This window comes from Pantoea sp. X-Soil-ISGK-285, assembly GCF_059730815.1.
In genome coordinates this window covers 2,495,159-2,518,070 of record NZ_AP035938.1, presented here as the reverse complement: position 1 = coordinate 2,518,070, position 22,912 = coordinate 2,495,159, and the positions used below count along the sequence as shown (strand labels likewise).

Annotated in this window: 25 protein-coding genes and 1 tRNA gene; 15 read left to right on the top strand and 11 right to left on the bottom strand. The window is 54.3% G+C overall.

The features are described 5' to 3' along the window. Positions 1-354 precede the first annotated feature (354 nt). Positions 355-1,653, top strand: a complete 1,299-nt coding sequence (locus AC6I8B_RS12110) for an NCS2 family permease (RefSeq protein ID WP_212685931.1) — start codon at positions 355-357, stop codon at positions 1,651-1,653. Positions 1,654-2,683: 1,030 nt separating this feature from the next. Here AC6I8B_RS12110 and AC6I8B_RS12105 read toward each other — a convergent pair. Beyond that, a complete protein-coding gene (locus AC6I8B_RS12105; RefSeq protein WP_010670874.1) occupies positions 2,684-4,138 on the bottom strand; it encodes an AMP nucleosidase in 1,455 nt (484 codons plus the stop codon). Positions 4,139-4,603: 465 nt separating this feature from the next. Between AC6I8B_RS12105 and AC6I8B_RS12100 the strand changes: the two genes are divergently transcribed. The 4 genes from AC6I8B_RS12100 (at position 4,604) to AC6I8B_RS12085 (ending at position 8,325) form a co-directional block, all read left to right on the top strand. Continuing rightward, entirely contained in the window at positions 4,604-6,013 is a 1,410-nt protein-coding gene (locus AC6I8B_RS12100; RefSeq protein ID WP_157352452.1) for an EmmdR/YeeO family multidrug/toxin efflux MATE transporter, read from the top strand. A 196-nt stretch (positions 6,014-6,209) separates the two neighbouring features. Next, the gene (locus AC6I8B_RS12095; protein ID WP_157352449.1) at positions 6,210-7,322 is read left to right on the top strand and encodes a lactonase family protein; all 1,113 of its coding nucleotides are present in this window, start codon (positions 6,210-6,212) and stop codon (positions 7,320-7,322) included. 147 nt (positions 7,323-7,469) lie between these two features. Beyond that, positions 7,470-7,625, top strand: a complete 156-nt coding sequence (locus tag AC6I8B_RS12090; protein ID WP_010670871.1) for a hypothetical protein — start codon at positions 7,470-7,472, stop codon at positions 7,623-7,625. 478 nt (positions 7,626-8,103) lie between these two features. Continuing rightward, the gene (locus AC6I8B_RS12085) at positions 8,104-8,325 is read left to right on the top strand and encodes a SymE family type I addiction module toxin (RefSeq protein WP_045139800.1); all 222 of its coding nucleotides are present in this window, start codon (positions 8,104-8,106) and stop codon (positions 8,323-8,325) included. A gap of 270 nt (positions 8,326-8,595) precedes the next feature. On the opposite strand, the gene AC6I8B_RS12080 is transcribed toward AC6I8B_RS12085, so the two are convergent. Further along, on the bottom strand, positions 8,596-8,976 hold the full coding sequence (locus AC6I8B_RS12080) for a YidB family protein (RefSeq protein ID WP_010247730.1): 381 nt from the start codon (positions 8,974-8,976) through the stop codon (positions 8,596-8,598). Positions 8,977-9,002: 26 nt separating this feature from the next. Continuing rightward, a complete protein-coding gene (locus tag AC6I8B_RS12075; protein WP_010670865.1) occupies positions 9,003-9,263 on the bottom strand; it encodes a GlsB/YeaQ/YmgE family stress response membrane protein in 261 nt (86 codons plus the stop codon). Between the two features lie 157 nt (positions 9,264-9,420). Here AC6I8B_RS12075 and AC6I8B_RS12070 point away from each other — a divergent pair, with 157 nt between their 5' ends. After that, positions 9,421-9,678 (top strand): LysM peptidoglycan-binding domain-containing protein, encoded by a 258-nt coding sequence (locus tag AC6I8B_RS12070; protein ID WP_157352446.1) that lies wholly within the window; start codon positions 9,421-9,423, stop codon positions 9,676-9,678. Positions 9,679-9,923: 245 nt separating this feature from the next. On the opposite strand, the gene AC6I8B_RS12065 is transcribed toward AC6I8B_RS12070, so the two are convergent. The 3 genes from AC6I8B_RS12065 to AC6I8B_RS12055 form a co-directional block, all read right to left on the bottom strand. Next, positions 9,924-9,999 (bottom strand) — tRNA-Asn (locus tag AC6I8B_RS12065). Positions 10,000-10,102: 103 nt separating this feature from the next. Beyond that, the gene (gene mtfA, locus AC6I8B_RS12060) at positions 10,103-10,879 is read right to left on the bottom strand and encodes a DgsA anti-repressor MtfA (RefSeq protein ID WP_010247723.1); all 777 of its coding nucleotides are present in this window, start codon (positions 10,877-10,879) and stop codon (positions 10,103-10,105) included. A 178-nt stretch (positions 10,880-11,057) separates the two neighbouring features. Continuing rightward, the gene (locus AC6I8B_RS12055; RefSeq protein ID WP_497817443.1) at positions 11,058-11,735 is read right to left on the bottom strand and encodes an ASCH domain-containing protein; all 678 of its coding nucleotides are present in this window, start codon (positions 11,733-11,735) and stop codon (positions 11,058-11,060) included. Between the two features lie 611 nt (positions 11,736-12,346). Between AC6I8B_RS12055 and AC6I8B_RS12050 the strand changes: the two genes are divergently transcribed. Continuing rightward, on the top strand, positions 12,347-13,051 hold the full coding sequence (locus AC6I8B_RS12050; RefSeq protein WP_337036305.1) for a phosphohydrolase: 705 nt from the start codon (positions 12,347-12,349) through the stop codon (positions 13,049-13,051). Positions 13,052-13,122: 71 nt separating this feature from the next. Continuing rightward, positions 13,123-13,404 carry an Arc family DNA-binding protein gene (locus tag AC6I8B_RS12045; protein ID WP_010247717.1) on the top strand — a complete coding sequence of 94 codons (282 nt, stop codon included), beginning with the start codon at positions 13,123-13,125 and terminating at the stop codon, positions 13,402-13,404. A gap of 278 nt (positions 13,405-13,682) precedes the next feature. Here AC6I8B_RS12045 and dcm read toward each other — a convergent pair whose 3' ends face one another. Further along, on the bottom strand, positions 13,683-15,059 hold the full coding sequence (gene dcm, locus AC6I8B_RS12040; RefSeq protein WP_122458246.1) for a DNA (cytosine-5-)-methyltransferase: 1,377 nt from the start codon (positions 15,057-15,059) through the stop codon (positions 13,683-13,685). A 190-nt stretch (positions 15,060-15,249) separates the two neighbouring features. Between dcm and AC6I8B_RS12035 the strand changes: the two genes are divergently transcribed. From AC6I8B_RS12035 to AC6I8B_RS12015, 5 genes are all read left to right on the top strand, one after another. After that, the gene (locus tag AC6I8B_RS12035) at positions 15,250-15,729 is read left to right on the top strand and encodes a very short patch repair endonuclease (RefSeq protein WP_010247714.1); all 480 of its coding nucleotides are present in this window, start codon (positions 15,250-15,252) and stop codon (positions 15,727-15,729) included. A gap of 52 nt (positions 15,730-15,781) precedes the next feature. Beyond that, positions 15,782-16,057, top strand: a complete 276-nt coding sequence (locus AC6I8B_RS12030) for a hypothetical protein (RefSeq protein WP_010247711.1) — start codon at positions 15,782-15,784, stop codon at positions 16,055-16,057. A 10-nt stretch (positions 16,058-16,067) separates the two neighbouring features. Further along, positions 16,068-16,979 carry a DUF808 domain-containing protein gene (locus AC6I8B_RS12025; RefSeq protein WP_033758176.1) on the top strand — a complete coding sequence of 304 codons (912 nt, stop codon included), beginning with the start codon at positions 16,068-16,070 and terminating at the stop codon, positions 16,977-16,979. A gap of 33 nt (positions 16,980-17,012) precedes the next feature. Continuing rightward, complete coding sequence (locus AC6I8B_RS12020; protein WP_003854444.1) at positions 17,013-17,144, top strand: hypothetical protein; 132 nt, start codon at positions 17,013-17,015, stop codon at positions 17,142-17,144. Between the two features lie 191 nt (positions 17,145-17,335). Beyond that, positions 17,336-17,515, top strand: coding sequence for a YodC family protein (locus AC6I8B_RS12015; protein ID WP_010247703.1), 180 nt, complete (start codon positions 17,336-17,338; stop codon positions 17,513-17,515). Between the two features lie 85 nt (positions 17,516-17,600). On the opposite strand, the gene AC6I8B_RS12010 is transcribed toward AC6I8B_RS12015, so the two are convergent. From AC6I8B_RS12010 to AC6I8B_RS12000, 3 genes are all read right to left on the bottom strand, one after another. Next, positions 17,601-18,821 carry a glycosyltransferase family protein gene (locus tag AC6I8B_RS12010; RefSeq protein WP_010247700.1) on the bottom strand — a complete coding sequence of 407 codons (1,221 nt, stop codon included), beginning with the start codon at positions 18,819-18,821 and terminating at the stop codon, positions 17,601-17,603. Between the two features lie 30 nt (positions 18,822-18,851). After that, complete coding sequence (locus AC6I8B_RS12005; RefSeq protein WP_163798639.1) at positions 18,852-19,643, bottom strand: mannosyl-3-phosphoglycerate phosphatase-related protein; 792 nt, start codon at positions 19,641-19,643, stop codon at positions 18,852-18,854. A 352-nt stretch (positions 19,644-19,995) separates the two neighbouring features. After that, positions 19,996-20,229, bottom strand: a complete 234-nt coding sequence (locus AC6I8B_RS12000) for a DUF2525 domain-containing protein (RefSeq protein WP_010247694.1) — start codon at positions 20,227-20,229, stop codon at positions 19,996-19,998. 316 nt (positions 20,230-20,545) lie between these two features. On the opposite strand from AC6I8B_RS12000, the gene AC6I8B_RS11995 reads away from it, so the two are divergent. Both AC6I8B_RS11995 and dsrB read left to right on the top strand, forming a co-directional pair. Next, positions 20,546-20,704 (top strand): YqaE/Pmp3 family membrane protein, encoded by a 159-nt coding sequence (locus tag AC6I8B_RS11995; RefSeq protein WP_010247691.1) that lies wholly within the window; start codon positions 20,546-20,548, stop codon positions 20,702-20,704. A 62-nt stretch (positions 20,705-20,766) separates the two neighbouring features. After that, on the top strand, positions 20,767-20,961 hold the full coding sequence (gene dsrB, locus AC6I8B_RS11990) for a protein DsrB (protein ID WP_010670857.1): 195 nt from the start codon (positions 20,767-20,769) through the stop codon (positions 20,959-20,961). A 108-nt stretch (positions 20,962-21,069) separates the two neighbouring features. Here dsrB and AC6I8B_RS11985 read toward each other — a convergent pair whose 3' ends face one another. Further along, positions 21,070-22,776: a methyl-accepting chemotaxis protein gene (locus tag AC6I8B_RS11985; protein ID WP_179256821.1), complete on the bottom strand. Its 1,707-nt coding sequence runs from the start codon at positions 22,774-22,776 to the stop codon at positions 21,070-21,072. Between the last annotated feature and the right edge of the window lie 136 nt (positions 22,777-22,912).

Genomic DNA, 22,912 nt, shown 5'->3' with positions numbered 1-22,912 from the left:
AGCGTGCTGAAACGTGACCAGCTTCGCCTGTGAGAGTGCGGAAGCGTGCGCTGGCGCAGAGTTTTTCGGGGCTGCCTGTTTGCCGCAGGAAAACGATTGCGCGGCATCGGTGCATTGCACCATAATCGCGCCTCGTTTTGGTTCGGAATTCTCTTAGGCGTACCCGGCTCTGCCAGGTAATCGATTGCGTCGGTAGATGGCATGGCAATTGCTTTGGGCAGTGGGTAAGTCAGGGATTTCAGGCGATTCTGGCACGCAAGGATGCAGCGGCCGGCATCAGTGTCCCGGAAACAGAATAATCAGCATGCAAACCCCTTTGGCAAGTGAGACTGATGTCTCCTGTATCGAGAGATGATGATGTTAGAAAAACTATTCAAACTCAAAGCGCATAACACGACGGTTCGTACTGAGATTATCGCCGGGATCACCACCTTCCTGGCGATGGCTTATATTCTGTTTGTGAACCCAAGCATTCTGGGCGCGACCGGCATGGACAAGGGCGCGGTATTTGTCGCCACCTGTCTGGCGGCGGCGATTGGCTGCGTGCTGATGGGGCTGATCGCCAACTATCCGATTGCGCTGGCTCCGGGTATGGGACTGAACGCCTTTTTCACCTACACCGTTGTGCTGCACATGGGCTATACGTGGCAGATTGCGCTGGGCGCGGTGTTTCTCTCGGCGGTGATTTTCTTCGCGATGTCGCTATTTAAGATTCGTGAATGGATTATTGCCAGTATTCCGCTGCCGCTGCGCGCCGGGATTGGTGCCGGTATCGGGCTTTTTCTGGCGCTGATTGCGCTGGAAGGGGCGGGCATTGTGGTCGATAACCCGGCGACGCTGGTGGGCATTGGCGATCTGACTAAACCGGGTCCGCTGCTGGCGATGCTCGGCTTTGTGGTTATTGTGGTACTGGAAGCACGTCGGGTTACGGGCGCAGTGCTGATCGGTATTCTGCTGGTGACCTTTATCTCCATGGGCATTGGTCTGTCGCCCTTTGCCGGGGTCTTCTCTGCACCGCCGTCGATTGCACCGACCTTTATGCAGCTGGATATTGCCGGCGCGTTTAACGTCGGCCTGATCAGCGTGATTTTTGCCTTCCTGTTTGTTGACGTGTTTGATAACACGGGCACGCTGCTGGGTGTGACCAAACGCGCCGGTCTGGCGGATGAGCAGGGTAACGTGCCGAAGATGGGCCGTGCGCTGATTGCTGACAGTGCGGCTGCGCTGTTTGGTTCGCTGCTCGGCACCTCGACCACTACCAGTTATGTGGAATCGGCGGCGGGCGTGAGTGCCGGTGGCCGTACCGGCCTGACCGCGATTGTGGTCGCCGTGCTGTTCCTGCTGGCCCTGTTTTTCTCGCCGCTGGCCTCCAGTGTTCCGGTTTATGCCACCGCGCCTGCGTTGCTCTTTGTGGCGGTGCTGATGGCATCGGGTCTGGCAGAGATTGACTGGAAAGATATCACCACCGCCGCGCCGGTCACCGTCACCGCGCTGACCATGCCGCTGACCTATTCGATCGCCAACGGCATCGCGTTTGGTTTTATTACCTGGACGCTGGTGAAGTTGCTGAGCGGACGCGCGAAAGAGGTGAATGCGGCGCTGGTGATCCTGTCGATTCTGTTTGTGATTAAGCTGGGATGGTTGAGTGCTTAGTTGTTGCCTGGCGGCAGGGAAGGTCGCTTAGCAGCGGGCGGATTTCGCTGTGCAGCGGGCTGGCTATGAGCAGGTTACGCCTGCCAGGCGATGGAACGTTTTAGATCACTTAGCCGCGCGTTAGCGCTGAGAGGGTTACGCCCGCCAGGCGATGAGGAGTTTCAGGTTGCCCGTGCAGGCGGACGCGTCAAGGGGCGGACGCCCGCCCCTTAACAATCCCGGCGTCCGGCTGCCTGCGCGCCCCGCTGTGCGGGGTGCCTTCGTCACGCCCTGCGGCCGACGGACCGTCCGGACTCGCCATCCCTGGCTCGTGCCGTCCTTTCGCCGACGTCCTGTCGGCTCATCCTGGCCTCCGGTTGTTCCTCAGCGCTCCGGACGCCTCTGGCAAACCCCCTGCCGGTGATTTCTTTGTGTTTTCTTTGGTGCACAGTTGTCTGGTGACCCGAAAGCCAGTCTCAATTCCGAAAGCTCACCGCAACACTCTTAGTGACCTGAAAACGAGATAACAGCGGGTAGGTTTGAATGCCATTCCGTGTGCTGAGCCGAAAGTCAGAGGCAATCCCAAAAAACCACAGCGATAAAGCACTCAACATAAAAAGCAGAGATAACAGCGGGAGGGGGGTTAATGCCACTCTGTATGCCGACCCGATAGCAAAGACAATCCTGGAGACTCACAGCGATGGCGAACCCAACATAAAAAGAAAAGATAACAGCGAGGGGGTGGGGAGGCCGTCAGAGCCGCTGAGCGGATGAGGGATTTCAGGACGAGCGACAGGGATGTCGCGAAGAGGCGGGTTCGCGCCAGGGATGGCGCGTCCCGCTGGTCCGTGAGAAATCCTGAAGAGGCGAAGGGACCGCGAAGCGGCGGTGAAGCAGGCCGGAGCCCGGGGTCAAGGGGGCGCGGCGACTGGCGCCCCCTTGTCGGTCGCCTGCAGAGGCGAATCTGAAACTGCCCGGCTTACCAGGCGAACGAAACCTTCTCATAGCCTGTTCGCGCAGCGAACAACCCTCGCATCAGGCGGTTAAACGCTTACCTGAAAGGCGGCTCATTAAAGGTACGCAACTTACGCGAATGCAGCTTATCGCCCTCGGCGCGCAGCAACTCAACCGCGTGAATACCAATCTGCAGATGCTCCGAAATCGCCCCTTCATAGAAACGGTTCGCCTGACCGGGCAGCTTAATCTCACCGTGCAGCGGCTTGTCTGAAACGCACAGCAGCGTGCCGTATGGCACCCGGAAACGATAACCCTGTGCGGCAATAGTGGCGCTTTCCATATCGACCGCCACCGCACGGCTCAGGTTAAAGCGCAGTGCCGAAGCGGAGTAGCGCAGTTCCCAGTTGCGATCGTCCGTGGTCACCACGGTGCCGGTACGCAACCGCTGCTTCACCTCTTCGCCTGGCATGCCGCTCACTGATTTGGTGGCGTCATACAGCGCGCGCTGCACTTCGGCAATGCTGGGTACCGGGATATCAGGCGGCAGCACGCTGTCCAGCACGTGATCGTCGCGCAGATAGGCATGGGCCAGCACATAATCACCGATCCGCTGGCTCTCGCGCAGCCCGCCACAGTGACCAATCATCAGCCACGCATGTGGACGCATCACCGCCAGATGATCGCAGATGGTTTTGGCATTCGACGGGCCAACACCAATATTAATCAGCGTAATACCGCGACGATTTGGGGAGGTGAGATGCCAGGCAGGCATCTGGTGCTTCTTCCACGCCAGATCCGAGAGCATCGACTCACTGTCAGCGGTGTCGGCGGTCAGCACCACATCGCCCGCGCAGGCCAGGCTGTCGTAAGGGGTACTGGGATCGCGCACCTGCTCGATCGCCCAGCGCACAAACTCATCAACATAACGGGTGTAGTTGGTGAACAGCACAAACGGCTGGAAGTGCTCTACGCTGGTGCCGGTGTAGTGGCGCAGGCGGGCCAGCGAGAAGTCGGTTCGCAGCGCGTCGAAGTGCGACAGAGGGGATTTTGCATCGGCGTGGAACAGGCCATCGGCGGTCTCATCGCCAATCTGTGACAGCTCGGTGGTCGGGAAGTGGCGCGCAATACCGGCGCTCATGGTGCGATCCAGTGACAGGTCGGAACCGTCGATCACGTAAGGGTAGGGGATCTCCTGGCTGGAGGGCCCCACGTCGATCTCCAGCTGATACTCCTTCTCCAGCATCTGAAGCTGTTCCGAAATATAGTGGCGCAGCAATGCCGGGCGGGTGATGGTGGTGCTGTAACTGCCGGTGTGGGTGAAGCGTCCCCAGGCACGCGTGCGGTTCTGCTGCGGACCGTCGCCGCGCCAGGTGATGCGCAGCTCCGGGTAAACAAATAGTCCCTGCGCCCGTGCGGTGGCATCGGGCAGCGTGCCGTTTTCGGTAAAGGCTTTAATCGCCTCGCGCAGCGCATCAACGGCGCCATCGTACAGGCGTTCGAGTTCATCCAGCGCCTGCTGGCTGGTCAGGTTTTTCCGTAGTGTCGGCATGGTTTCTCCTTCCATTTTTTTCCGCAATTTGCCCCAAGCTTAGCGGGTTTGTTGCGGAGATTGTTGAAGAATCTGTGATCGCCGTTTTTTTGCGCCAGCGAAGCGGGAATTCTGAGCAGTGCTGTTTTAAGTGAAGATCTGCTGCTCTGAAAAACAGTAAGAAAATCTTTACTATCAGAAGGGGTGGTTCGCCACGTTTGAATGCGTTACCGATGAGGAGATGGCGGAAAAACCGCCAGCAGCAAAGCATGGCCAACCGATCATAACGTCAGGGAAATAATCAGGTTTGCTACAGCGGGCGGGGCAGTGAGGCAGATTGTGCCGTGGCGGCATTAAAAAGTTTGTAACCATGATTAATTTGCACCGGAAAGACTTTGCATATTTCCCTGCCCACTATCATCATTAGAACTCCTGTCCAGTCTCTTCTGATTTGGTAATCCTTTGCAAAATCCCGGCGTAGCAGTGATGCAGGCGATCAAGCGCACGGCGTGGTACCCGAAACGCCGTTCGTATCGCACGCTCTACTGGCGTGAGATATCGCCATTAGCAGTGCCTATCTTTTTCGAGAACGCCTGTGTGCTATTGATGGGCGTACTGAGCACCTTCCTGGTCAGCTGGCTGGGTAAAGAGGCGATGGCGGGCGTCGGCCTGGCAGACAGCTTCAACATGGTGATCATCTCGTTCTTTGCTGCCATCGATCTTGGTACCACGGTGGTGGTGGCGTTCAGTCTGGCAAAACGCAACGGCAAGCGCGCCCGTGCCGCCACGCGTCAGTCGCTGGCCATGATGACGATACTCGCCTTTGTGCTGGTGATCGCCATTGAGTTCTGGGGCCATCTGATCGTCGATGCGATTGCCGGTGCCGCCGATCCAAAAGTCAAAGCGCTGGCGCTGAGCTATCTGCAGACTTCCGCCTGGAGCTATCCGGCCGCCGCCATCACCCTGATTGGCAGCGGGGCGCTGCGCGGTGCAGGTAATACCAAAATTCCGATGCTGATTAACGGCGGCATGAACATCCTCAACATTATCATCAGTAGCGTGCTGATTTATGGCTGCTTCTCGTGGGACGGTTTAGGGTTTATCGGTGCCGGGCTCGGATTGACCATCACCCGCTATATCGGGGCGATCGCGGTGATTTACGTGCTGATGATCGGCTTCAACGCCTCACTGAAAATCACGCTGTCGAGCTATTTCCGGCGCTGGAATAGCAGCATTCTGATGGAAGTTTTAGGTATAGGCGTGCCTGCCAGTATCGAGTCGGTGCTGTTCAACGGCGGTAAACTGCTGACACAGGTGTTTGTTGCCGGAATGGGCACCAGCGAGATTGCCGGGAATTTTATCGCTTTTTCTATCGCCTCACTGATCAACCTGCCAGGCAATGCGCTGGGTTCGGCTTCAACGATTATCACCGGTACCCGTCTGGGCAGGAATCAGGTGTTTCAGGCGGAACGCCAGGTGCGGCATGTATTCTGGCTGGCGACGGTCTGCCTGACCGCGATGGCCCTGCTGACGGTGCCGCTGGCCGGATTACTGGCGCGGTTTTATACCAGCGATCCGGAAGTGATTAACGTGACGAAGCAGCTGATCTGGCTTAACGCGCTGTTTATGCCGTTATGGGCCGCTTCCTGGGTACTGCCTGCCGGACTCAAGGGCGCACGCGATGCACGTTACACCATGTATGTGTCGATGTTCAGCATGTGGGGCGCCCGCGTGGTGGTCGGCTACCTGCTCGGGATTGAACTGGGGATGGGCGTGACCGGCGTCTGGCTGGGGATGTTCCTCGACTGGACGGTGCGTGGCATCTTCTTCTGGTGGCGACTTAACAGCGGCAAGTGGCTCAACCGCTATCGAAAAATGATCGAGAAAACCGGTTAGCGCGTTGTTAACGCCTTTCCCCCGCCGTGGGGAAAGGCGTCATACCTCTTTCAGCACCATTAAAAATAACATCTCCGTCACATCTCCAGACTTTCGAACCGAATTTCAGACAGTTGCACAAAGCCAGTCTTCTCAGACAGGGTTAGCGTAATGCCTGCTGCGCAATGATGCAGACACTACTTATCAAGGTGACCCTATGATCCGTCTGAAAACGGCGCTGGCACTCCTGCCGCTGCTGTGTAGCGCCCCGTTATGGGCGACAACCTTTGTCTATGTCTCCAATGCCGAATCCGGCACCGTTTCCCGCTATCAGCTCAGCGAGGCGAATGGCAGCCTGCAATGGCGTGGCGATACGCCTGCCGGTAAAAAGATTATGCCGCTGGCGGCCAGCCCGGATGGTAAACGGCTCTATGGTGCGCTGCGGAGTCTGCCTTACTCGATCATCAGCTGGCGCGTCTCGGGTTCGCACGGTGACTTGCAGAAACTGGCGGTGACACCGGTTGCAGCCAGCTTTCCGTGGATCACCACCGACAGAAGTGGGCGCTATCTGCTGGCTGCCTCCTATGACAGCGATATCGTCACCAGTAACCGAATCGATGAGAAAGGCATTGTGACACCACAGGTCACGGGCGAGGTGAAAACCGGGCCGCATGCCCATTCGGTGATCACCGACGTCAGCAATCATTCCCTCTACGTCGGCAACCTTGGCGCAGATCGCGTGCTGCAATATGCGTTTGCCGATAACGGCGCGATAACGCCGCTGGGAACCGGATTTGTTCAGGGCGAGAAGAACAGCGGCGCACGACATTCGGTGATTTCGCCCGACAATCGCTTCCTCTATAACCTCGCGGAGATGAGCGGCACCATTACGCAGTTCCGGCGCGCGGCGGATGGGTCGCTGACGGAGCTGAAAACCTGGCCGAATGCGGTGGCGAAGAAATATAACCTGCAGCATGGCGAGCAGCGACCGGCGGGCTACAGCGATCCCACGCCGCGCATCTGGGCGGCAGACATTAAAATCACCCCGGACGGACATTTTATCTATGTCACCGAGCGCACCTCCAGCACCGTCAGCGGCTACCGGGTTGATAAACAGTCGGGTGAGTTAACACTTATCGGCAGCTGGCCGGTGGAAAAACAGCCGCGCAGTATTGCGATTGATGTGCAGGGTAAATGGCTGATCGCCAGCGGGGAGAAGAGCGCGGTGATTGGCAGTTACGCTATCGATCCCGCCAGCGGCGAACTCAAACGGGTTGCTGAAGCCCCGGCTGGTAAAGGCGCGAACTGGGTGACGCTGATAACGCAGTAACCGTTTTGAGCAGCCGGTGTCTGGCACTGGCTAAACAGATGGGGGCTGCTTATGCCATTTCCGGCATAAGCAGCGCAGAAATTTTTGGTTCTGATCGGGCGTGTAAGCGGGTTTACTCAGGGCATCAACTGATGCGGAGAGCCTGAGATGAAACAGAAACTTATAGCCTGGTTTGAACAGCTGCTGAGCGGCCCTGTGGCGAGTGAACGTGTGCATGATATTAACGTAGAACTGCTGCTGCCGCTGAGCCAGCTGTATGGACTGGAATATTATCCGGCAGTGCATCGCTACCATGAAAAATAATGGTTGTTGTGTGTTGTCTGGTTAAAGGCCCGCTACGTTGGACTGCACCCCAAAAGTTGGACACCCAACTCAGTAAGGTGCAGTCCAACGTTGCGGGCCTTTTTGTGTTTGGGCCAGGATAGAGTGTGGACTTCATTTCTCCGATTAATACAGGGTAGAGATCTCTGATAGGCATCTCAGGAAACTTCGTTTAATATCTGCGAGTTGTGTTCCAGTTCTGCCTGTTGTCGTCCAGCGTTAATCGACGTATTCTTTTTCTGCGCCTGCAAAATCAGGCGACGGAATTGGAACTCCGGTTAATCATACTGGCGACAATGTATTATTGTCGTACGTCTCGCTACACCTCAATGGTGGGCTGGGCGAGGGCACCTTAGGGTGCGCCGGTTCAGTATGCCCGGTAGTTCCAACCTCGTTCAGTCTGCCACCCATGAGATTGGAACCTCAGGTGGCGGTTTAAAAGCATACTGGAGACATCCCCATGACCACGAACCGCGATCAATGCCACTTCTCATCTGAAGTCGCCCCATCTAAAACACAACGTCGCTATACCATCGGCTATCAGCCTAAACGCGGTGATTGCAGTACACCTGCAATACATCTGAGCGGAAAATGGCTGCGTGAGGCAGGATTTGATACCGGAACCATTATTACGGTGAAAATTGAGCAGGGTTGTCTTGTGCTGGTTCCGGAAAATGATTAAATATAATTTCCTGATATAGGGAAATGATTCAGATAATGTTAATCACTTTAATTCAATCGCGTGGTGACGCTTGTTTTTAGAGTTTATCAGTCAGGGTATATAAGAGAAGTTGTAAAATCTATTTTTGATATTTTCTACAGGAACATCTGAAGGGTTTCTATCAACGTTTAAAAGAGCTTTCCAGCATTCGTATTAATTCATCCTGACTAATCTAAAAGATAAAAGCCCAATACTTAAGTAGCAGGCTTTTATCTTTAAATGGCATCACGCTTAGTGCATTAACTGACTCACCAGACCGGTAAGATCGGCTTTTTTATCCACGACGCCCGCCGTTGACGCTTTATCCACCAGCTGCGGCAGATATTTCGCCAGCAGATTCAGTGCATCGCTGGTGTTGATGCCCATCCGCGCAGCCAGCTGCTCAATCGCCTCAGAGTTAATCATCTTCTGCACCAGGTCGCTGCTCAGCGCCACGTTCTGCTCATCACCCAGCCAGGAGTTAACCACCTCACTGTACTCGCCGCTCTGCAGATGACTCACGATAGTATGTAAACCGCCTTGCTGCTCAACCCACTCCAGCACACCTTTCACTTCCTGACTGGTCTGATTATTCAGGCCGCACATGGCCAGTACTGTTTCCAGTAAACTCATTCTGTTATCCCCTATAACGTAATCTATTAAGACTGTTTACACGCTCTGATTTTATGAATGACAAACAGCACAATAATTGAACCTACGGTGGCAATGCCAATGCTGTAAATATTGAAGCCATCGACCTTGCCAAAACCCAGAGCGGTACTGACTACACCGCCAATCAGCGCACCAATAATACCCAGAATAATGGTCATGAAAATGCCCATGTGTTCTTTGCCTGGCATAATACATCTGGCGATAATGCCGGCAAGTAATCCAAATACAACCCATGACAATATACCCATCATTAATATCCTCTGTTTTTATATTAATTACAGCAACGTTTAGCAGTGGTTTAACCCATGAATTAGAAGCAGGTGTATCGTACGCCGCGTAGTGTTTGTCTGGCAATCCTGTTTTCTTTATTAAACTAAACGTATCAGAAACGATAGGGGAGTAAATATGAGCATTCTGGATAGTATTAAAAATATAGGCGATGAGTTGTTACATGCTGTGGATAAAAATGTTGAAGATAAGTCTGTCACCGGCGCAGGGAGTAATCGTACATATACGGTTAAATCAGGCGACACGCTCAGCGCCATCGCAAAGCAGTTTTACAATGATGCGTCCCAGTATATGAAAATCTTTGAGGCGAATAAAAACCTTCTCAGCAGCCCGGATAAAATTGCGCCGGGACAGGTACTGACCATTCCTGAGTAATAATTCGTCATTAGTATGAGCCAGCTGGCGCAAATATTGCCCGGCTGGTTTTTCATTTAAAGTCATCTCGTCACAACACCATGACAGGGTTGCGCCAGACAGCCTGCGTTGATCCAGACTTAACGGTGGTCTCTGTAATAGCAGCCGCAGACGAGTTGAGATAAACAGTCAGACAGGAAGAGAAAACGGGGATCGCTGAAAAGCAAAAAACCCGCTCAGGTTTCCATGAGCGGGTTTTTCTAATCTGGCTCCTCTGACTGGACTCGAACCAGTGACATACGGATTAACAGTCCGCCGTTCTACCGACTGAACTACAGAGGAATCGTGTGAACGAGGCGAATATTAACGGCGTCGCTCTAAGGTGTCAACAGCAAAAAATACATTATCATTCAACTGGCTAGCTTTAACGCAAAGCGATCGTGATTTAAGCAGTTTGCGCAGTGTCAGCGGCGATTCTGGCCAGGGGATCCTGCTGGTAAAACTGGCGCAGATGCTGGTACATGGCGGGAAAGCGTTCGGCCAGCAGAACCGGAGCCGTAAAGAAATATTCAGAGAGCACGGCGAAGCACTCAGCGGGATCGCTGGCGGCGTAGGGATCGATCGTGGCGGCCTGTTCACCCACCAGTTCAACTTCACTCTCAATCTCCGCCATCGCGGCACGCAAATCCTTCTCCCAAAGGGCGACGTCACGCAGCGACATCACCGGAATACCGCTGGTGTAACCGCTGCCGCGGGCATCCAGCTTGTGCGCAACTTCGTGGATCACCAGATTAAAGCCGGAGAGATCGAACGAGTCCTGAATATCGAGCCAGTTGAGTACGACCGGCCCCTGCGTCCAGCTCTGTCCGGCGTGAACCGCAGGCGCGCTGTGAACCAGCCCATCGTCATCCTGCCACTGATCGTTGACCTCGAACGGCTCGGGATAGATCAACACATCGTGGAAACCGTCCAGCCACTCCAGGCCCAGTTTCAGCACCGGCAGACAGAACAGCAGGGCGATCCGCACACTGCGCAATTCATCCAGCTGAACACCGTCGAGCGGCACCAGTTTTTTCTGTTGCAGAAAGCGCTGCGCCAGCTCAACCAGCGCCTGCTGTTCAGCCTCATCCAGCTGGCTGAATATCGGCTGCGCCAGCCCATGCTGCCATGGCAGCGCGGCCAGGGTGGCGTCGTTATGCGTTTTCCAGGGCCATTTAAACATCGCAACTCCCGCACAGAACCGGACTATTTCGCTATCCTGACGCGCCAGACATAAAAATGCCAGCATCGAAACACCATGCTGGCACTGTTCATCTGGCGACAGGGCTAAGGGCCGTCTATTCAACCCGTTAGCACGGTCGTTGTCTGTGATTCAGCCCGCAAAGCGTGGGGCCGGGGCGTCAGTTGCGCTCAATACGATGAAACTCAATCACCCACACCCAGGGATTCACTTCCCAGCTGGTCGCACCATACTGTTTTTCCCAGGCTTTACGGTACGCCTCTTTGGGCGATTCAGAATTGACGTTCATGGTGAAGAAGTTGTTGAGGAAGTGCGAATCGGTCTGCACACCTTCCGCCATAATGTCATCTTCACTGATGTCCTGAATTTTCTCGGCGCGCACGCCGGTAATCTCCAGTTTGATGCGGCTGGCCCAGCGCGGCATATGAATGGCGGTTTGCCAGCCAAACTGTTCTGCTTCCGGCGTGCTCAGTGCATGCTGGCCCAGCTCGTTGCTGTCTGCACGATACTGGCAATATTCTGGCTGGCGGAAGGGCGTCGGGTCGCGTTCATAATCGGCCAGATACTGCTCGGGTACCATCGGGCCACGCCAGGTTTCACGCACCCAGAGCACGTCACCCGGTTTACCGTAAGGACACTGATAGCTGATGTCCGTCATCGACATCATTTTATAACCATGCAGATGATTAGCACTCACATCGAAAGCGTGTACGCCCTCGTGATGATCCTGTCCCGGACCGAAAGCCTGAGTTTTCATAATGCGCCGGGTTTGCGTTTGCTGGCCAACCAACAGGGCACGAACACGCTGTTCGAAAAAAAGAATCGGCCGTTCTTTCATGGATTACCTCTTTTTATTAGTAGAACCCGGTTACTGCTGTAAAAGTCCATTTGCTTCACATCTGAGAGTTATCATAAAAGCTTTAAATCATTTTGCTTAATAATTTGTAGGCTGACTGTCACTGTATAATTGTCACTTTAGTAGTTAAAAACCAGCAAAATGCAAAAAGCGCACCAAAGCTTATCACGCAACTGGCAAAAAGCGACGAATAGCCCGGATACAGTACGTTATAACCGTAAAAATAGGAACCTTTTCAGACTTTTTCACCTGTCATAACGTGCAGTTTTACACTTAATCGCGTGACAAAAAAACGCTGAGCATGAGGCAGGAAGTTGGTTAAGATCGAACCAAACATTACGCCTGTTAAACTAATTTTCTTAGCAGCAATTCACTGAGGAAAGACTGAAAACAGCCGAAATTGCGGTTATTGTGTAACAGAGATGCTATACAGATGATCCAGATCTCATTTTTCTGCCCGGAATTGCTGGCAGCGCTGCTCTTTTCAACTGCACTGTAAAAAAAGTGTCATTAGCCAGTCGCTATGATGGCTTGCCGTTTGCGCACTGATCGCGACAGAAAAACTGCTGTCGATCACTACAGGGAGATAGATTATGTCACTCACACTCTGGCAATCTCGCTATGAAAGCTGGTTTCAGGCGAACTGGATCCACGACGACGGCGCGCACGATATCGCCCATCTGCGGCGTGTCTGGATGAGCGCGCAGCGAATCATGAATGGCACGCCCGCTGATCCGCTGGTAGTGCTGACCGCCTGCTATTTTCACGATGTGGTGAACCTGCCGAAGAATCATCCGGAACGCCATCTCGCCTCTACCTATGCCGCGACGGAAACCCGGCGCATTCTGCAGCAGGATTTTCTCGATTTCCCGGCTGAAAAGATTGATGCCGTGATGCATGCCGTTAAAACACACAGTTTCAGCGCCGGCATACCGCCTCAGACGCTGGAAGCTAAAATTGTACAGGATGCTGACCGGCTGGAGTCGCTGGGCGCGATCGGGCTGGCGCGGGTCTTCTATACCGCCGGTGCGCTGAATCGGCCGTTGTTCGATAGCCAGGACCCGCTGGGTAAAGATCGCGAACTGAATGATGTTAAGTGGACGCTGGATCATTTCCAGAAGAAGCTGCTGCGTCTGCCGGAAACCATGCACACCGAAACCGGCCGCATGCTGGCTGAGCATAACGCCGATTTCCTGGTGCGCTATATGGCGAAGCTTTATGCCGAGCTGCAGGGCAATCTGGTGGGAATGGATGAGGGTGTGCTGCGGGACTTCACACCTTTGCAAACTGAATATTAAATTTTTATGACAGTATGTTAATCGAAACGGTCATCCGGTAGCTTGTAGCAATAACAAAAAGGAGCTGCCCGATGACTGAAACTGTTAATTTAACAATTAAAATTGATCCTGAGCTGAAAGAAACGATTAAACAGCTGGCGCTGGAAAATCAGATTTCGATGAGCCAGGAGATTGTGCAACGTTTGCAGGCCAGTCTGGAAACGCATCCACATCCGGCGATTGATAATCAGGACATCACAGAAGAAGGGACTGAGGGATCCAGTGCCGCTGACGTGAAGACCGATGCACTAAGTGCAACAGAGCTGAAGCAGATTCGGCTGCTGCTGAAGAAGCAGAGCAAGAAGAAGAAATAAAACAGAAACCCGTCGCCAGACGGGTTTTTACTTTGGAGAAAGGCTGGACCTTTTCGCTGTGAGACTGTGCCTGCGAAGGGAACACGGTCAGATCGGAAAGACGCAAAAGCCGTCATCCATGACATGCTCGGCCCGCGCCATCCCTGGCGCGGGACGCTTTCCTATTCTGACCGTGTTCCCTGCGAGTTGAGCTTATTTGTTGCTGTGAGACTCGCCTGATGTGAGTTCTTCATCAGCCTGAAACCCGTCGCCAGACGGGTTTTTTTATTTCAGGATGCTTACGACTTCAGCTGACGAATATGTGGCAGTAACAGCTGAGCCACCGCTGCAAACACAGGCACTACCACCGAGTTACCAAACTGCTTATAAGCCTGGGTATCCGAAACCGGAATGCGGAACGGCTCGCGTCCTGGCACATCAAAGCCCATCAAACGGGCGCACTCTCGCGGGGAAAGGCGGCGTGGCCGACGCGCCATGTTATCGGCATCCTGAAACTCCGCTTCGCCCAGCGCACTGTCCCAGCCGCGATCGATCAGGATCTCTGAGCCATCTTTGTAGTAACGTGCTGACAGCGTACGCACGCAGCAGTCAGGATTACGCGGATCGTTGAGGCCAAAGCCAAAGCCATTGCCTTTGGCTTTATGTTTTTTCGCATACTGATAGAGGTAGCGCCACAGCACCGGTGACAGGATATATTTGTCGTCCGGCGCACTCTCCAGCAGGCTCTGCAGGCTGGGTACCTGCGCCGGGTAGAAACGGCGGATATCGCGCAGTGTAAAATCCTGCTTTTTCAGATCACGGCGAATACCCACCAGCACAATGCGTTCGCGATGCTGCGGCAGGAAGTGACGCGCATCGATCACTTTGGCATCCGGGCTGCTGGCTCCCGCATCCGCAACGTCATACCCCAGCTCATCCAGCGTCTCCATGATAATGGCGAAGGTGCGGCCCTTGTCGTGACTCTTGAGGTTTTTCACATTCTCCAACACAAAGAACGGCGGCTTCTTGGCAGCCAGGATACGGGCCACATCGAAAAACAGCGTGCCCTGTACCTGACACTCAAAGCCATGTGCACGACCCAGCGCATTTTTCTTGCTGACGCCCGCCAGCGAAAAGGGCTGGCAGGGAAAACCGGCCAGCAGCACCTGATGATCGGGGATTGCCGCATCAATCGCGCGGTATATCGCTTCATCGTCAGTCAGACCTTCCGGCTGGGTGACCTGACGGATATCGGTATTGAAGTGATGCTCCAGCGGATCGCTGTAGTGGTTGGCTTTGTAAGTGCGGACCGCCTCTTTATTCCATTCACTGGTAAACACGCACTTGCCGCCGATCGCCTCGAATCCCTTACGAATGCCGCCAATACCGGCAAAGAGATCGATAAAACGAAATTCAGGATTATCATAATGGGCGGGGCGGGCCGGCAGCAGCCCCTGTAACAGCGACAGTTCCGCCTCACACAGCGGTGGCAGGGCGGTTTTACCCTGACGAATCCGGTTCAGGAGTGCCGGCGTCCAGCAGGAAAATCCTGCCTGCTGCAGGCGGGACGTGAGATCACGAACCGAATAGATTGCCAGCACCTGCTGAAAGAGTTCAGACGCATCAGCAGATGAAAGTGCAGCAGAGAGTGGTTCAGCGAGGGCGGCGGGATGCATGCGTTTTTCCTTAACAGTAAGGCGCCTATGCTATCACTCCAGACGCTGTGAGGAAATTGCCTGGATGTGCCCTGTGCCAGCCCCCCGGAATGTTCTGTTTTTGCGGCGCACTGTGTGAAGTCGTCGTGCGGCGGCTTTCGCTTTTCGTGACGCAGACTAAAGTTGAAGTACCAGCAAAAAAGGAGAGGTTATGGCTGATGTTCACTCCAGCGAAATACGCAGTAAAAATATGCGTGCCATTCGCGCTCAGGATACGGCCATCGAGCAACGTATTGCGCTGCTGCTGAAAGATCGGGGATTCAGCTTTCGAGTGCAGGATAAAAACCTGCCGGGACGGCCCGATTTCGTTCTGACAGAACATCAGGCAATTATTTTTGTTCATGGCTGCTTCTGGCATCGTCATCACTGCTATCTGTTTAAACTGCCGGCGACACGCACAGAATTCTGGACCGGCAAAATCAACAGCAACGTTGAACGTGATCGGCGTTATGTGCGCCAGCTGCAGGAGAGCGGCTGGAAAGTGCTGATCATCTGGGAGTGTGCGCTACGTGGCAAACTGCGCCTGACGGATCAGGACCTGCTGGAACGGCTGGAGGAGTGGCTGCTGGCGATGCCGGAGAGTGCCGAAGTCGACCATCAGGGCATTCATCATTACAACGCCGATTGCTAATCACAGACATAATTGGTTAGATCTGCGCTTTCTCCGTGGCCAGGAGCCTGAAATGAGCAGCATAAAACTGACGGTAAAACGCCTTTACCAGATTCGTGACGAGCGGATGGTGAATACCAAAGCGACCGCGCGGGTTTACTGCGGTGACAGGCTTGTCGCCACGGAGGAGATCACCGGCATGACCGAAAGCCCGGTCAGCAAATATCTGCATGCTGAAGGAGCAGCAGGCGAGACGGTGCGGGTAGAGTGGGATTGTGAGGGCATCGCCGAGATGACCGTTACGGAAATTGAGCGCTGCCCATGTTGTCAACATAACGAACCAGACTAAGGATAAGATTTTGGCGGGAACCAGTTTACTGACTTTACTTGATGATATTGCAACACTTCTGGACGATATTTCCGTCATGGGGAAAGTGGCGGCGAAAAAAACCGCTGGCGTACTGGGCGATGATCTGTCGCTGAATGCTCAGCAGGTCAGCGGCGTGAAAGCCAACCGTGAGCTGCCGGTAGTATGGGGCGTTGCCAAAGGATCGTTTCTTAACAAACTGATCCTGGTGCCACTGGCGCTGATTATCTCCGCGTTTGCGCCCTGGCTGATTACGCCGCTGCTGATGATTGGCGGTGCCTATCTCTGCTACGAAGGCGTGGAGAAGGTGATGCACAGTTTGCAGCATGACAAGCAGAGCAAATCACCGGAAGCGCGTCAGCAGCGACTCGATTCGCTGGCGAATCAGAATGCGGCAGAGTTTGAGAAGAAGAAGATCAAAGGCGCGGTGCGCACCGATTTCATTCTGTCAGCCGAAATTGTCGCGATTACCTTAGGCATCGTGTCGGAATCGCCGCTGCTCAACCAGGTAATTATCCTGGCGGGCATCGCTATTCTGGTTACGGTGGGCGTTTACGGCATCGTGGCGGCCATCGTCAAAATTGATGACTTCGGATTCTGGCTGCGTGAAAAACCGTCACGCCTTGCCCAGGGGTTGGGTAGCGTGCTGCTGACTGCCGCGCCCTGGCTGATGAAGATCCTCTCGGTGGTCGGCACCATCGCCATGTTCCTGGTCGGCGGCGGTATTGTGGTGCACGGTATCGCACCGCTGCATCATCTGATCGAGGAAGTCAGCAGTGGCTTCAGCGGCTGGATCGCTATGCTGCTCAGCAACGGCGCAAACCTGGTGCTCGGCTTTATCATTGGGTCGATCGTGCTGTTAGTGGTCAACCTTATTGCCAGAGTGCGCGGAAAATCGGTATAAAGCGCACTGTGATTTACGGTCAGGAGAATGACGATGAACGACGACATGTTTGAATTTGATATCGACGCACAACTGGAGCAGGCTGAAGCGAAAGCAGAGAAAAAAGCCAGCGAAGTGCCGGATGATCTCGGCGACGAAGCCGATTGCGAAGGCTGTAAAATCTGACGTCAGCGTCACTACTTCATCAAAGCGGATAAGTTTTTTTATCCGCTTTTTTTATTTTCCGCATATCCAGCTGATTAATTCCGAATTTGCCCTTTTTTTGCGTGCCTTAACAGGCAGGAACGTTATTCGCCTGCTATAAAGAAAATAATCACTCAGGTTAATAACACTCAGGTTAATAAAAGGAGCGCATCATGGTTTTCGCAATCAGTGAAGAAGTACAGCATAAGGAAGAGGGGCAGACGATGGTGGTGACCGGCTACGCGAGTGGCATGGTGGAGTGCCGCTGGTATGATGGCTATGCCGTGCGCAGCGAAGCCTTTCGCAGCGATGAACTCTGCGCTTTGAATCCCGCGCAGCAACTGGCGGGCTGACAGCATCAGGCCTGTGGGCTCTGCGACCCGCCAGGCCCGGTTTCTGCTTTTTCTGGCCCGGCACACTCCCTGTGCCGCCCTGTTTTCAGACGTTACCGTCGTTATCTTCTTCAACCGCCTGATAGATCCGCTGCAGCACATCCGGGAAGGCTGACTGGACGCGACTCCAGCTCGGTATAAACGGCTTATCGTTAGGACGCTCAATAAACGCCTGACCCGCTTCCAGAATCGACTGGGTAAACATCTCTACCGCTGCCTCTTCCACATGCTGATCAAACTTCAGCCCGTTCATCGCCGCCTCGTGGTTATAGGTCTCCATCATATCCAGCGCATTACGATAATAGGTTGCTTTCAGCACCCGGAACGAGTCGCTGGTCAGCGGCACACCCATGGTGGCGAGCTTACGCAGCAGTGACTGGACGATATCGCTGCTCATGCGCTTCAGGCCGCCGGTGCCATCATCTTCAGCCAGCGGCTGATGCTTGTGATCGTAGTTATCGGCGATCTCAACCTGGCACGACTGGCGGGTGGTGTAGTTACGATAAATCTCTGACAGCACGCCAATCTCCAGCCCCCAGTCGCCGGGGATTTTAATCCCGTTCAGCACATGCGTCCGCATGGCGAACTCCCCGGAGAGCGGATAGCGGAAGCTCGACAGATATTCCAGATATTCTGAATGGCCATAAACTTTCTGCAGCGATCGCAGCAGCGGCCCGACCAGCAGACGTCCCACGCGGCCATTAAGCTTGCCATCCGCGACGCGCGCGTAGAACCCCTTACAGAATTCATACTGAAATGCCGGGTTCGCCACCGGGTAGAGCAGGCGTGCCAGCATTCCGCGCTCATAGGTGACGATATCGCAGTCATGCAGCGCGACACAGCTGGTACGGTCTGACGCGAGCGTATAGCCGGTGCAGAACCAGACGTTGCGACCTTTGCCGGGATTAGTGGGTGACAGACCCTCTTTATCCAGCTCGGCATCAATCGCCTTCAGACGCGGGCCATCGTTCCAAAGAATGCGATGCCGTTGCGGCAGACGGGAGAAAAACTCGCGGGCAAACAGGAACTGGTCACGGTCGGCACGATCCAGACCAATCACAATTTCATCCAGATAGGGCACTTTAGCCAGTTCATCGACGATTTTCGTCAGCGCCGGGCCTTCAAGTTCGGAAAACAGCGATGGCAGGATCAGCCCCATTTTGCGTTTGCGGGCAAAGCGTACCATCTCTTTTTCCAGCGACTCCACGCTACGGTGGGTGAGGTTGTGAAAGTTGGTGATTACGCCATTCTGATAAAAGTCACTCATCGCATCATCCTTTTAATGCCCGTGGGCAGCTCATTGAGGTTGAGTCAAAAAATAGTCCAGCCCTTCACGCCAGCCCTCAGGGCCATGGTGAGCGGTGTGATAGATCTGCTGCTGATCGGACCGGCTGAGTGTCACCGGTGTTTTACTGTATCCCTTAATTACGACCGCATAATCAACCGCATCCAGCATCGGCGCATCGTTAGGGCCGTCACCCAGTCCAATGGTCACGCGTGCCTCACCGGGTGAATGCGCCAGCAGCCAGCGCAGGGCTTCACCTTTGCCACTGCCCGCAGGCATCACATGCCAGAAACGCCCGCCCTGGGTCAGCGCCAGGCCCTCTGCATGCAACGCATCATGGAACTGGTCAAACGCCTCGTCACTGTCGCGCCAGACAATCACTTCTGACGCATCGCGCTGACGCGACAGTTCTGCATCCGCCTCACTCAGGCCGGTCATTGCGGCCACTTCCGGATCAGAGAAGTCACGAAAGCCGGTAAAACGGTACGCTGTTTTCAAGGCAGCCAGCCGCTGGCAGATAGCGTCATAGGTCAGGGTGTTATCGGGCAGGCGGATACGCTGCTGATCGTGTGTTTGCACCACGGCTCCGTTTTCAGCAATAAACGGTGAACCGCTGATGCCAAGCCTTTTTTGCAGCGGAATAATCTCGGCTGCCGTTTTACTGGAACAGATCACCAGCGGAACAGCGTACTGCCTGAGCGTGGTGAGCCATTCGGTGGCCGCATCCCAGCGATAGGTATGATGGTCGAGTAACGAACCATCCAGATCGGTAATTATCATTAACGGCTGGTGGAGATCGGGCATTTACAGGCTCCTTTCATCACATTCGCGGCTAAAGCGGCGATTTTTCAATATTATAGTTGAATATGGCTCACACTTTTTTTCCTGCCACGCTGGCTGGAAATCCAGGATAATTCTTAAAACGAAACCGCAGTAAAAGTGAGTATGCAAGAAGTGTGCAGGGCTAAGTGACTGGCGGGCGCGGTGTTTTTGGTAACAGCCGCTCCATAATTACCCGATCGGTTGCAGAAACGTGCATATCTGATGCTTGTTTCGGAGTCGGGAAAGGGTAATCTGCAGAGGTGTTAAGAATTCCCTGGTGTAACGAATTGAATTTTTACCCGGCCTTCCCGCCGGGTTTTTTTTGAAATCGATTTCAGCGGTTCGCTTCATAGGCGCGATAATCACAAATATCAATTTCAAACGCCTCCGCCAGTTCGCTATAGGAGTGGAAAACCCGGCCTTCTACTTCCAGCCGTGGCGTCTGATCCTGCTCCATATACTCCCGTACCTCTCCCGACGTTCTGGCCTGAATCGCCGCCAGTAAACCTTCGACATCAATCTGCAGATCGGATGGCTGAGCATCGCCGTGCTGTTTTTCGTCTGTCATTTTCTGACTCCTGAGAGCAAACAGAGTAATCAGTATAGAACGCAGGGCAGAAAGGCGGGAGCGAAGAGATCGCAGGCAAAAAAAAAGCCCGCGCTGCGCGGGCAAAATCCTTGTTACTTTCAGGTTGGCTGCACCTATGGGGTGGCGCAGTGAGAAGAGTTTAAAGGCCTGACGCGTAAGAAGTCTTGCGGTGAAATGTTAAGGAATTGCAAAATTTTCTCCTTACTCAGATTTACCTGACTTTTCGACTAAACAGAGCAGATTCAGCTATAGTTAACGATAAAGCTGATTTTTATCAATACCTAAAGGAATGGTTATGGACATCTTACGAATTATTATCGCTATTCTGCTGCCACCACTGGGCGTGTTTATGCAGGTTGGTTTTGGCGGCGCCTTCTGGCTGAATATCCTGCTGACACTCTGTGGTTATATCCCCGGTATCATCCATGCCGTCTGGGTCATTGCCCGCCGCTAACGCGCTGCATCGCCACGGTTCTTCGTTTAGACTGTACTCAGTCAATAATCTGGAGAACCGAAATGAAGGTAAATGACCGCGTCAGCGTCAAAACCGATGGCGGCCCGCGTCGTGTTGGCACCATTCTGGCTATGGAGCCGTTTAATGAAGGCACCATGTTCCTGGTGGCGCTGGAAGATTATCCGCTGGGCATCTGGTTTTTTAACGAGACGCACCAGCCGGATGGCATTTTCGTTGAGCCTTACCACGAAGCCTGAATCTGACGCGCAATAAAAAAGCCGCCTTTCCGTTTGCCGGAAAGGCGGCTTTTTGCTGTCGGAGATTACGCGGCTGACATCAGCCGCTGACGGTTAACCGCTATAACCTCAGAAGGTTTCCCAGTTATCGCTGCCGCCTGCCAGCGCCGGACGGGGGGCCAGAGCCGGTGTCTTTAATGGTGAAGAGACACGTGCAGCCACACCTGTGGTTGCAGGCGTGTCCTGCAGGCGGAATGCCGCGACCGCCTGCGTCAGTTTACCCGCCTGATCTTCCAGCGAGGCCGCTGCAGCGGAGGCTTCTTCCACCAGCGAGGCGTTCTGCTGGGTGACGTTATCCATTTCGGTGACCGCCTGGCTCACCTGCTGAATACCGCGGCTCTGCTCGTCTGACGCCGCCGCAATCTCCGACATAATATCGGTAACGCGACGTACGGCTTCGACAATCTCACCCATGGTGCTACCGGCTGCGCCAACCTGATGCGAACCGTCATTGATCAGCGTGACGGACTCAGCAATCAGCGATTCAATCTCTTTCGCCGCCTGTGCACTGCGCTGGGCCAGATTACGCACTTCGCTGGCCACCACCGCAAAGCCACGACCCTGCTCACCGGCACGCGCCGCTTCTACCGCCGCATTCAGCGCCAGGATGTTGGTCTGAAACGCAATACTGTTAATGACGTTGGTGATCTCAGCGATTTTTTTCGAGCTGCCGGAAATATTGGTCATGGTTTTCACGACGCTGTTCACCAGCTCGCCACCGCTGCGCGCTTTGCCCGAGGCATCCGCGGCCAGCTGGCTGGCGTGATGCGCATTCTCGGCGTTCTGCTTCACCGTAGCGGTAAGCTGTTCCATGCTGGCTGCGGTCTGCTCCAGTGCCGCAGCCTGCTGCTCGGTGCGTGAAGAGAGATCGGTGTTGCCGGCTGAAATTTCGCTGGAGCCCTGATAAATCGCGACGGCGCCTTCACGCACCGTACCAACGGTGGTTACCAGCGCCTGCTGCATCAGTTGCAGGTTATGGATGAGCGTACCAATCTCGCTGCGGCCATGGGGCAGGGGAGCGGAGGTCAGATCACCCTGCGCAATGCGTTCGATACGCAGCACCGACTGACGCAGCGGACTAATCACCACGCGGCGCAGGAAGACGAAGGTCAACAGCACCAGCACCAGGGCGGCACTGAATGCCACGGCCATGGAGATAAAGCCGATGCGCGACTGTTGATCGGCCTGGGCGGTAATGGCATTGGCGCGATCAGTTCGGATCTTGATCGCCTTCAGCAACACCGCGTTATAGTCGTCATCCAGCTTGCGGGTTACATCGGTCTCCTGAGCGATGATGCCCTCAAAGCTGCCCTGTTTACCGGATTCAATCATCGGTATCAGGCCTTTGGTAATGTAATCGTTGAAGCGAGCCTGCAGCGTGGCATCCAGTTCCATATCCGCGGGCGTCTTAACTTCACGTGCCTGATAAATCGCGAAGCCATCTTTTGCCTGCTGGATCCGTTTTTCGGCGGCGGCAATATTGGCGCGAAACTCGTCCATTTCACCAATACGCGCGGCGGCACCGGCCTGAATAATGGTCAGGCGCGCAGTACGCAGGTGGTTTGAACTGTTAGAGAGGCCCATACGAACCTGAATTTCGTCCGTGGCATCATCGAGGGAGTGATTGCCGGAAATCAGAAAGTAACTGGCGACACCAATACAGAGTGCGAACAGCAGCAAAATGCCGCCGAAGATCAGGCTAAACAGCGGCACCAGGCGGAGATTCTGCCAGATGCCTGCGCTTTTTTGTCCATTATTATCTCGTGCAGTGTTCATATCCTTGCTCTCTTGAGGCTGTTGTTATAAGGCATAACATCGGCAAAAGAGCGTAAAGGCTTAGCGGTAAGAGTGAGACCTGGATCGCAATTCCGGGCAAAAAAAAACCGGCCAGAGAGGCCGGTTCTTCAGATGT